The 7,212-nt window shown below is 60.2% G+C and carries 5 protein-coding genes and 2 pseudogenes; all 7 read right to left on the bottom strand.

Translation table 11 applies throughout. From position 1 onward, the window contains the following. Nucleotides 1–188: 188 nt before the first annotated feature. The 7 genes and pseudogenes from NKH70_RS32495 to NKH70_RS32470 all read right to left on the bottom strand — a co-directional run bounded on the left by NKH70_RS32495 (nucleotide 189) and on the right by NKH70_RS32470 (nucleotide 6,761). On the bottom strand, nucleotides 189–737 hold the full coding sequence (locus NKH70_RS32495) for a class I SAM-dependent methyltransferase (RefSeq protein ID WP_352780232.1): 549 nt from the start codon (nucleotides 735–737) through the stop codon (nucleotides 189–191). Between the two features lie 124 nt (nucleotides 738–861). Then, nucleotides 862–1,692, bottom strand: coding sequence for a PA3715 family protein (locus NKH70_RS32490; protein ID WP_353027230.1), 831 nt, complete (start codon nucleotides 1,690–1,692; stop codon nucleotides 862–864). Between the two features lie 540 nt (nucleotides 1,693–2,232). After that, nucleotides 2,233–2,547 carry a GYD domain-containing protein gene (locus NKH70_RS32485; RefSeq protein ID WP_352907570.1) on the bottom strand — a complete coding sequence of 105 codons (315 nt, stop codon included), beginning with the start codon at nucleotides 2,545–2,547 and terminating at the stop codon, nucleotides 2,233–2,235. 75 nt (nucleotides 2,548–2,622) lie between these two features. Further along, complete coding sequence (locus tag NKH70_RS32480) at nucleotides 2,623–4,923, bottom strand: mannose-1-phosphate guanylyltransferase/mannose-6-phosphate isomerase (RefSeq protein ID WP_353027229.1); 2,301 nt, start codon at nucleotides 4,921–4,923, stop codon at nucleotides 2,623–2,625. 67 nt (nucleotides 4,924–4,990) lie between these two features. After that, nucleotides 4,991–5,215, bottom strand: a pseudogene (locus NKH70_RS32475) (phosphomannomutase/phosphoglucomutase); the annotation flags it as partial. A 4-nt stretch (nucleotides 5,216–5,219) separates the two neighbouring features. Continuing rightward, nucleotides 5,220–5,459 (bottom strand): annotated as a pseudogene (locus NKH70_RS35925) (phosphomannomutase/phosphoglucomutase); the annotation flags it as partial. Nucleotides 5,460–5,849: 390 nt separating this feature from the next. After that, nucleotides 5,850–6,761 (bottom strand): metallophosphoesterase, encoded by a 912-nt coding sequence (locus tag NKH70_RS32470; protein WP_502908448.1) that lies wholly within the window; start codon nucleotides 6,759–6,761, stop codon nucleotides 5,850–5,852. Between the last annotated feature and the right edge of the window lie 451 nt (nucleotides 6,762–7,212).

Genomic DNA, 7,212 nt, shown 5'->3' with positions numbered 1-7,212 from the left:
AGCTCCTCGGCTCCTTGCTTCAGTGTCAGTATGTCTCGCTCATCACCTCAAGCCGCGCCAGATGGGGTCAGCTTGGCGCTTACGGCGAATCGGCGCTTCCCGGGCCGAGTTGCAGGCAGGGCGGCGGGTCTGCGCCCGCTGCTGGTACATGGATGTTGAAGGGGCAGACTACCACAAGGAATGTGTCATCATGGCTGCGGATTTCCGAAGGCAGGTTTCTCAAGAACGAGCACATGACTACCAAGAGGGGATGTGTGAGTGCTCTTAACTTGGAATCCCTCGTCGGACAGCGTTTCGATGAATTCGCCATCCGTTCCAGGCGGAACGCGGGCAACAACGTTTGAGGTGCGCCTCACAATATTGGAAAGCACCCTTCGCGCCTTGCCTGGGCCGATGTTGCGCTGCATGTGCTGATAGACGGCCAGCAGCAGGACGATATCGTATTTCGGTAGAAGGATATTGCCGAGGCGCCGGCTGCCAAGATTCAGGCGATCGAACCGGGCATGCACCGGGGAGCCGCTCAATAACATTTTTGCAGTCTGGATGTGCGGCTTGGCAATGTCGATCCCGTGGATCGAGCTGGGTTTCAGCTTGGATATCTCATAGGCGACAACACCCATATTGCAGCCAACATCGAGAATGGATTTTCCAGCGTAGTCGACCTTTGCGGAGAATAGCCCGTCCAGTCTGTCGTCCCACGTTCCGGCAAAACCCCTTTTGAATCTTGACCACCACAAATCATCAGCTCCTTTGGGAAGAGCCCCCTTGAGCGCCTCCTACCACGAGAGAATTAATGGTCGATACCCATTCAACTGGAATTGATCACATTGACGAACCAAGGCAGGGACGTGTGCGGCGGCGTCACAACCCCATCACCCTGAGTGCCGCGGGAACCGGATAGCGGCTGCCGTCATAGCGCAGCCGGTAGGTCCGCTTCACAGGCTTGCCGGGATGGGACTGGCATTCGCCATTCTGGTCGGGGGAGGGATTATCGGTATTCGTCCGCTCAACCGCGGTGATATCGTGATAGCCCTGATGGCTCGCCGGGCTCATCGCCAGGCTGACCTGGCTGGAATGAAACGATCCAGCGCAACTGGCATCGCCTTCGCCGCCATGGCCGGCCACCACGAGGCCGTCGAGCACCAAGCGCAGCGCATCGCTGGCGACGGCATAGAGCCGCAGGTCGGTTTCAGTGAAGGGAGTAGCCTGCGAATGGTTTGCCATTTCGATGCGCAGGCCGAAGGCGGTGACCTCAGGGGCCAGTGCATAGCGGCCGGTGTCGAATTCCACCTTACGGATCGCGATGGCATCATCGGTCATCAGTCCAGGCTGGAGCAGGCGCTGGCGCACCCGCAGGCTCTTTCTATCGACGACCAGTAGCTCGATGTCGCCGACATGCAGGTGGTCGCTGTTAGCGCTGTCGATCAGCGGTACCGCGACCAAAAGCAAGTCGTCATGAGCCGGCCAGATCTTGCAGGCCAGGCCGAATGGCGCATCGCTCTCCGGGAGCGTTGAGGCGATGCTCGTATGGGGTGCAAGCGTGAACGAGGCGCCGTCGGCGCTCTTTCGGGCCTTGGGATAGGCCTGCTGCACCAGGGCGGCGGCATCGCCGCAATCGCCGGCCGCTGCCCGGGCGGGCGACAGGCTGGCGAGGGCGGCGCCGAGCAACAGCACAGGCAACACTATTCGCATGGAATTCTCGCGTCGCAGGGCCGGGTTCGGTCAGGAGCCTTCTACGCCAGATTGGTGGCGGCGCACAGGGTGTAGGGAAGTGACGGCTAGCTCCACCCGCTGCGTCATGACCATAAGTATCCTGGAAAGTCGTAAAGTCCGAGCTCGCTTAGGGACGGTGATCATGAGAACGCCGCCCGAGGGGCCAATTTTGCCAACGCTGTTCGAGCTACCTGAAACAGATACTGACAATGTGATCTCGATTGCCTTGTCGCGCTCCGATTAGATAAAGAAGCGCTTGGACAAGAAACCTCTACGAAACCGGACCTCGCCGATCCGTCGGGCGCAGCTTCTAGGGTGTACATTCCAAAATCAGCTCGGCATGCCCTCCGTTTCTGACCCCCTGAGCCGGGCGCGTTCGCCGTCGCGCGGTATCCGAAGCAGAACCAATGCGGCGCCTGCTTCGGCTTACCGAAACCCAGCTTGTCTGTCCTTGAGACTTGGCAGCACGGCGCGTTCAATCGAAACCGTGCTACCTTCAATGTACAGCCAGTTGTCCAATCAGCCGGCGGGCTTGTAAACGCCGGCAGCCTTTTTGGCAACTGCGAGCACCGCCTTCATGTCGAGTTCTTCGAGGACAACGAGGTCGTTTACCGAGCCGCTTGCCCGCACCGCCAATGCTAGACCCATCCCAGCAGCCTGGTCCGGAACCTCAGCATTGATGACAATATCATAGGCGCCGCGAGTAAACATCATGCCGGACACCTTGCCGCCAACGCTTTCAAAAAGCGCCTTGATTGCAGCTTCCCGGTCTGAGCCCTGTATCAATCCCTTGTAGGCCTGGGGTGCATAGTTTGCCAGTATTGTCACTTTCATGGGTATTCCTCCCTATCTTGTACTAGTTTCGTTATTGATCGTTTGACCAACACGGAGCTATGGCGGACGGTTGGGTCAGCCGTAACCCTGCATCGGAACGGTCTTGCTCACATCCAAAGCTGGCAGCGGGAAAGGTTCGACCTGCCCTGCGGTCTTGTCCAGATACTGCATCAAGGCCGTCACGAGGTGGTAGAAAATGCTCGCGGGCACCTCCGTTGCCAGTGACCTTCCGCGCTCGTCAATCCTGTCGATCCACAAGCCAAGCGGTGCGGGATCGATATGCCATTTGAAGAGGCGAGCGACACGAGCTTCTATTTCAGGTTTCAGATCAGGCCCGCCGATGCCGTCCAGGGCGACGGCCGCCTTCACGGCTTCGCATTGCGGCCAGCTGCGGGAGAGCCGGTCGAAGGGCATTCCCTGCCGCGACACGGCTGCATAAGCCAGGCCCGTGGCCCGGTTCAATCCGCTGGCGATCGCCGACGAATAGAGCTTCCTTGCGTAGGCTGCCAAGTCTTTCTGCCCGCTTGCCCGCGCGAAATCGACGAGGAGCGAGGCCCATTCGAAATGGTGCCCTGGTTCGGTCCACTGTCCCTCGTCTCCCGGCAACGGTAGCCAATCGACGTCGAAACGTTCCCCAAGCGTCCAGCTCTCCTGGTCGAAGAAATGGCACCGGAAGAGATCGACCACGCGTGCCGCCCGACGGAGATATGCGCGCTCGCCGGTGACGCCATGCCAGGCAAGGAAGGATTCCAGCATGTGCATGTGCGGATTCGAGAACCGCACCCCCTGCCAGCCGGGGGTCTCGAGGAAGCCGTTCAGGCTGTCGTCCTCAAGATGGGTGTCGATGAAATGGAACGTCTCTTGTGCCAGCTGCAGGGCATCCTGATGGCCGCATCGGTGGGCATGGGCAAGCGCCAGGAGCACGCAGGAATGGTCGTAGGCGTCCTCCGCCGGGTCAGCCACGCTGCCATCGGAATTAAGGGTGCGCACCCAGCCACCGCGATCGGTGCGGCCGTGTCTCGCGATGAAGTCGATGCCGTGGTCGATGAGCTTGTCGGCCGGTCCGACCCAGCCGCGTTCTTTGGCCACCGCGAAAGCGTAAATCTGGCGAGCCATCGTGCGCATGCGCTTGGGTTTGCCCAGCGGCCTTGCATCGAAACCGAGAGCCTCGTGGAAGCCGCCATACGCATCGTCGACACCTGCAGTGGACCACAGCGGCAGGGTTTCGTTGAAGAGCCAGTGCTCGACGCGCTTGCGCCATGACCCGCTGATGATGACCCGGTCGTCCGACCCCGTGAACTTCGTCTCGAGTCGTCCGCTCTTCTCGAGTTGTTCGACGACTTTCTTGACATTCTGGCTGTGGCTGACAGGAGCGACGAAAACCGCGTCCGGTGTCGTCACCACCGCCACATTTTTCATTCCGATGACTGTCAGCAGTCTGCCCTGGCTTCTGAGATAGGAGTTGCCGCAATCCATGGCGACAACGTCGCCCATTACGACATTGCCGTCGCGGTCCGTCGGGGTGGCTTCCAGCAGCGATTGCCACGATCCAAGGTCGTTCCAGCGGAAGGAAGCCGTAACCATCGCAATACCGCGTGCATGCTCCATGACTGCGTAGTCGATCGACGTCGACGGGACAGCCGAATAGAAGCTCTGGGGCAGGTAGATGCCCAAGACGTCGGTCCGTGCAGCCTTATAGGCCCGTTCCGCGGTGTCCCAGATGTCTGGCCGGAACTCGAGAAATGCCTTCCGCATCGTGTCGGCACGAAACAGGAAGATGCCGGCGTTCCAGTAGAATCTTCCCGAAGCCACATATTTGCGGGCCGTCTCGGCATTGGGCTTTTCGACAAAGTGCGAAACGGCGGCCACTCCGTCACCAGTTGCCGCAACCTCAATGTAACCGTAGCCGGTTTCGGGATGCGTCGGCTTGATGCCGAATACGACAATGCTTCCTGAATCGGCGGCAGGCATGCCCACCTCGACGGTTTCCCAGAATTGCGTTTCGGTCGATATCTGATGGTCGGAGGGGACCACGAGCACAAGCGCGTCCCCGCCATATTCGGAGATCGTGTGCAAAGTGGCTATGGCCACCGCAGCGGCGGTATTGCGGCCGACGGGTTCGAAAATCGGGCTGCCGCCGTTCAGGCCGAGCGGACCGATGTCCGAGATAACGCGGTCGGCATGCCGTTCGGAGGCTAGCAGATAGATCGGCGTCTCGCCGTCCGAGCGCGCCTTGAGGCGTCGGACAGTCTTCGCAAGCATCGAGCCGTCGCCCGAAAGGTCATGGAACTGCTTGGGATTGTCCTCGCGCGACAGCGGCCACAGTCGCGAGCCGACGCCCCCGCTCATGACAAAACCTATGATCCGCTCCGACATGGTCCAGTCCCTCTCAGAATGTCTGGTTGTAGGCTCCGACCTCTGGATTGCGGCGCAGCACGGCACCCTCTGGGCAGTGGGGCGACACTGTCGGGCTGCTGAAGGTCAGCGGCAGATCGCGGTAAAGGTCCGCGAGTGTCTTGCCCAAGCTGCGGTCGAGCATCTCGCAGACGGCTATCGCCGTGAGGCGCCCGTCGTCCTAGCCGCGCCCGATCGGCGGGTTGAAGAAGAAATGCCCCGACTTCTCGAAGCCAGCTATGGCATTGACGAGTTCGGCAACGCGCCTCTTGATGGGAGCTACGGAAATAGTGCCCAGTGATGATGTCTGGGCCTACACCCATTCGGCGGATCAAGGTGCCAAGCCCCAATGCGATTGCCTGCACGCGCATCAGGTTGAGTTCGGGCTCTTTCTCCCAGTCTGGATGGCCGAACCACCAGCGCGCGTCGTATTCCCGAAAGCCAATGGCTTTGATGAGAGCACTGTTTTCGAAAACGAATGTGTTCGGCCTGGCTTGGCCGACTATATCCAAGGTCACGGTTTTCGATCCGCTATTGCGCGCAACAGTTCTAGCACGCTGCCGGGCGCAGGCCCCTTCAGGAATTCGGGGTAGTCCTAACACGCTGGTTCGCCGCGCCGCCTCACCCAATAGGAGCATGCCCGCCCATCCCCGAAACGAGGTTTCGTCCAAGCATGCCCGTCCCGAGAATGTCGACGAAAGCTGTTTCGGACGCTTGGCTCGGCTTCTCAAAGAGGAAATCGACAGCTATCCGCCGAACTCCGCCGGTCCGAACAAGGAAGACCGACTGTGCCGCGTTCGTCTTGGAGGCGATGGGAACACGGCGAAATCCCGACCGCATGTACACGACCATCAATACCCTCACGCGGAACGGTCCGCGGACGGCAGGTCTCGCTGGAATAGCAGATGTCATTCGTCGACAGGACGAGAGCTCATTTTCGGGCCGATATCGACGACCATGATCTCCGGCGACACGCCGAAGCGCACCGGCAGCCACGATACGCCCAAACCCCCGGATACGATCATGTGCCGCCCACCCTCGACGATATGCCCATAGGCGAAGCGCTGTCCGTAGGCTGAATTGATGATTGGGGGGCCGATGAATGGCAAGCGCACCTGCCCGCCATGTGTATGGCCGCATAACGTCAGGCTGACACGGTCAGGAACAGTAATGAAAATGTCCGGTTCATGCGCAAGGAGCAAAATCGGATTGCCGTCGTCGGGTATTGCGGCCATTGTTCCAGGCAGATCGTCGACCCCCTTGTACACGCCGCGAGAAAACTGCATGGCCCACTGGTCGCCAAGACCCGCGAGCCAGAACGCTGAGCCATCCTGCTGCCGGATAGGCGTGGCGGTGTTCTCGAGGACCGGAATGCCATTGTCGACGAGGGCTGCGCGGACGCTATCGGCACCGTGCCACCAGTCGTGGTTGCCGAGAATGGCGTGGCAGCCGAGTGGCGCCGAAAGTTTCGAAAGTGAATTGCCCCAAACAGTGTCGGGCACAATCCCGGTGGCATAGCGCGGCCGCACGCCCATCACATAGTCGCCGAGGAGAAGGATGATGTCGGGCTGCAGGCTATTCGAAACACCGACGATCTGGTCGATCCTGGAAACCGGCATCCAGGGCTCGCAGGCGTGGATGTCAGCGACCACGACGATGCGCAGGGGCTTGGCAGTCGTCGGCCAGCGTGGCGGAAGGAGCTTGTAGTGAGTGACACGCAGTCGAAACCGAGGCTCAATCGCGAGGGCATAACTCGCCAGACCGAATGTCGCGAGCGACACGGCGCCAAAGAGCTTCAGGAATGAGCGCCGCGACGTCAGCACTTGTATTTCCCAGCAGAACGAGGTCGGTTTTCGAGATCGCCACGAATTCAGCTGCGGCAGCCTGAACCAAATCATCCTGGTGGGAGGCCTCGCGGGCTCAATAGTTTCCCAAATTGGCGTCACCTGCAAGCATTGGTGTTATTGCGCAGGGGAGGGAGCTCGGGCTAGGACACCCGTCAACCGCTCCGACTTGCGACTGATCTCGGAGGGATGGTGTAGTTCCATTCCGGATGGAATGGATCGCCTTTGGATCGTCGAACGCCTCCAGCTCGGCATCGCTCACTTGATACCTTTCGTCGATCCCGGCATCGACCGCGCTTCCAGCTTCAGGCCGGTGACTGCGATCAGCTCGGACCACGCCTATGCGGTCGACAAGGAGCCGTCCACGCCAGGTTTGCGTGATGTGGCAGACCAGGGTTGTTCGATGTTGCTCCACATGTGCCCCGCG

Source organism: Mesorhizobium sp. M0991 (genome assembly GCF_040318915.1).
GTDB lineage: Bacteria > Pseudomonadota > Alphaproteobacteria > Rhizobiales > Rhizobiaceae > Mesorhizobium.
This window is presented reverse-complemented; position numbering and strand designations above follow the sequence as displayed.